Origin of the sequence: Cohaesibacter sp. CAU 1516 (genome assembly GCF_005771485.1) — a bacterium.
Classification (GTDB): Bacteria; Pseudomonadota; Alphaproteobacteria; order Rhizobiales; family Cohaesibacteraceae; genus Cohaesibacter; species Cohaesibacter intestini.
The window spans coordinates 1-2,740 of record NZ_VANT01000029.1 but is presented as its reverse complement, the minus strand read 5'-3'; the positions used below and the strand labels follow the sequence as shown (position 1 = coordinate 2,740).

At 41.1% G+C, this 2,740-nt stretch carries 2 protein-coding genes and 1 pseudogene; 1 reads left to right on the top strand and 2 read right to left on the bottom strand.

Annotation, left to right across the window (positions count from 1 at the left end; genetic code table 11):
* Positions 1-114: 114 nt before the first annotated feature.
* A pseudogene (locus FDK21_RS20390) lies at positions 115-234 on the top strand (IS3 family transposase); the annotation flags it as partial.
* Positions 235-255: 21 nt separating this feature from the next.
* Here the strand turns inward: FDK21_RS20390 and FDK21_RS20385 are convergent.
* Together FDK21_RS20385 and FDK21_RS20855 are read right to left on the bottom strand one after the other, a co-directional pair.
* Positions 256-966: a hypothetical protein gene (locus FDK21_RS20385; RefSeq protein WP_138150697.1), complete on the bottom strand. Its 711-nt coding sequence runs from the start codon at positions 964-966 to the stop codon at positions 256-258.
* Position 967: 1 nt separating this feature from the next.
* Complete coding sequence (locus tag FDK21_RS20855; RefSeq protein WP_210238860.1) at positions 968-2,473, bottom strand: GSCFA domain-containing protein; 1,506 nt, start codon at positions 2,471-2,473, stop codon at positions 968-970.
* Between the last annotated feature and the right edge of the window lie 267 nt (positions 2,474-2,740).

Genomic DNA, 2,740 nt, shown 5'->3' with positions numbered 1-2,740 from the left:
GAAGGGGCAGAAAACAGACCAAATATCGCAAGAACTGCGCAATCAGCGCTGCAATGAACCGTGGCCGCCGGTCACAACGATGTTCCATCGGTCAAATTGGGTGGTTTTTGCGGGTCTCCAGCTGATGCGAGGCGAGACATCTTCGACTACATCGAAATGTTCTACAATCCAAAACGCAAACACGCTACAAACGGAATGCTCTCACCAACCGAATACGAGCGACAGAAAATTTGAAGCCCCAAGGGGTCTACAATTCTAGGGGCAATTCAGTTCATCAATACTGATCATACTCAAAAAAAATTCACCCGCAGCTTCTTTCGTTAAGTGAAAGCCATCCTCTAAAAGGTACCTTTCTATCGTGGTTATCCCATTAGGACCAACAGATTCAGTTGGTTGCGGAAAAAACCTCGCTCCCAATTCACCACATGCTTGGTGCATGAATTTCTCATACAGGATTCGGCTCTCGGAGAAGTCAAAGTCTGCAGGAGCATTGACGAAATAATTGTGTTTCACAGAGAAAAAGGGCCCATTACGCACGGAAATCGGCAGTTTAAGATTGTATTTTTCCAATTCGGTTAGAATTACGTTTGCTGGATGTGTCGCCCAACAATCTAGCAGCAACTGTTTCACACAGGAAGTGCTAAGGAAAGTTTTATGATAGTCTAAGAAAAATCTGTTGCGATATTCAAATTGATCACATCCGAAGACTATTGCGCGACTATAGTCCGATAACTTAATGTGGGTTTTTCCTGCAGTTTTTCCCCAAGCTTCCCTTATCGTATCGCTTAGCGCCTCGATCGTGCCATTTGCGTCATTGTACTTGATACTTCTATTTATATATGCAGAATTATTGGACCCAAAAAAATCTACAGTTACCGGTATTTTATTCGAAGTATCAATGAATTTTTTCAGCGCACTTACTTGCGAAGTTCCGATAACACATATTCTATCTGATTTATAGTTCACTCTATTTTCCTCCGAAAGCGGCAAGGAGTTCCTCTTCACATACCACATCTTCTTTTCTACTGTCGCGCACGGTAATGATACTATCTTTTGCAATATCTTCTCCATGCAGACAGTTAAAAAAAGATTTCATTACAAATTCTACTCCGACGGGATTGACACTTCGTTGATTTGGTTCAAAAAATGATCCTCGAAAAACTGGACTATTTATGATTTCATATGAAGGGAAATAATCTACATCTTTAAAAAATTTTTCTGATACTTCTTCTTCGCACCGTTTGACAGAAACTGATACGATCTCGGCATAGGTGTCTTTCTTCCTTGATCCAACCCAAAGGAAAATATCACCTTTCCAAGGCACCTTCACTGTACCACAGAATTCCTCTAGACCATCTTTGTCTTCAATTGTGCGACCAAGCGTTATAGCCCCCACGCTCGAGTTATTTGAAGCGCTCAAACATACATGTACAATTGAGCCTTTAGGAGATCTGATTAGAACGCGGTATTTAAAAGTAGAGCTTTCACACTCTCCAGAGTTTCGGATCCGCTGTTTTATCCCACAGAATGAGTTTTCAATATTATGTGAAATTTGCAACCCTTTATCAGCTAAAACTTTCAGCGTTCCGTTGGCTTCCCAACCGGCCAAGTCGAATTTGAAATCACCGTTCCGGATACATTCTAAAGCAATCTTTTTCTTACTATTAAACGAAGAGCTTACTATATCATCTGTTACACCACGCAAGATGGACTTTGAAGCCATAGTGGCAACCAAGACGTGGCGTCCAGAATTGGTTGCTGTTAACGGCACAGGCGAGACTGTCAAAAGAAACTTAATGTTCGGATTCAATAAACGGATAATCTTAATTACCTCAAGTAAATTCTCACGAATGAATGAAAAGCTTTGATTAACAAAAACATGATTGTCTGGATCAAATTCTCCAGCAACGGTTCCAGGACATAAAGGATATTCATATCTACCCGATTTGTTGAACCAACTTTCTGTAAGTCCCAATGTAAAAACAAATATGTCCGCAGTAAGTAGTATTTTTAGGAAGCTTTGAATGGTGTTTTTTCGTGAAGACTCCATTTCTTCCAAATTAGAAAAACCATCAGGTTCAATTGCAGGGCGAAAGGGATCATAGATCCTTCCATCTTTCTCCCAATACTCACTTGGAGGTGAGGAAAAACCAACTGCCCACTCCACCCATTGCCTAAGCAAAGAAGTCGTATAAATGTTTCCTGTTCGGCACGAGAACACATTGTACCCAAACCGCTTCTTACTCTTGTTTGAAAGCCCTTCTGGAGCTTCTTCCGAACAGTACCATTGATACCCATTTTTGGAGAGCGCGTTTCCGAAATGCTGCGCAAAACAAGATCCGAAAGTCGCAATTTTGTCACTAGGTAGTATTGCAAACTGTGGGGCCCACAGGCCAGAAATATCAAACATACTTTTCGAAGCAACTGCGTGTCTCCAGAATGCGCTACTGTCCAGTCTTTCATAAGGATTCATAAGACATCTCTTTAACTAAGTTGAGAATAAATCGATTCAGGGTAGTGCGAGAATCAGCTATCTTATTAAGTGAACAAATCCGAATTTAAATCAATATCGTTATTGGCTCACTCAAAGAACTTGGAACACCCACAAAAGCTGCTTAGAGCCAGATTTAAAAGTAGTTGAGCGATATCAATAGGTTGTGATTCAACCGTCTTTGATGAGAAGATGGAGGGTCATATGCCTTGGGATGATATCGCTCGGGTTCAATATAACCGGGATAAG

What these genes read in the sequence shown, in the direction of transcription:
- FDK21_RS20855 (WP_210238860.1), bottom strand. Translation starts at nt 2,473, where the DNA reads ATGAATCCTTATGAAAGACTGGACAGTAGCGCATTCTGGAGACACGCA.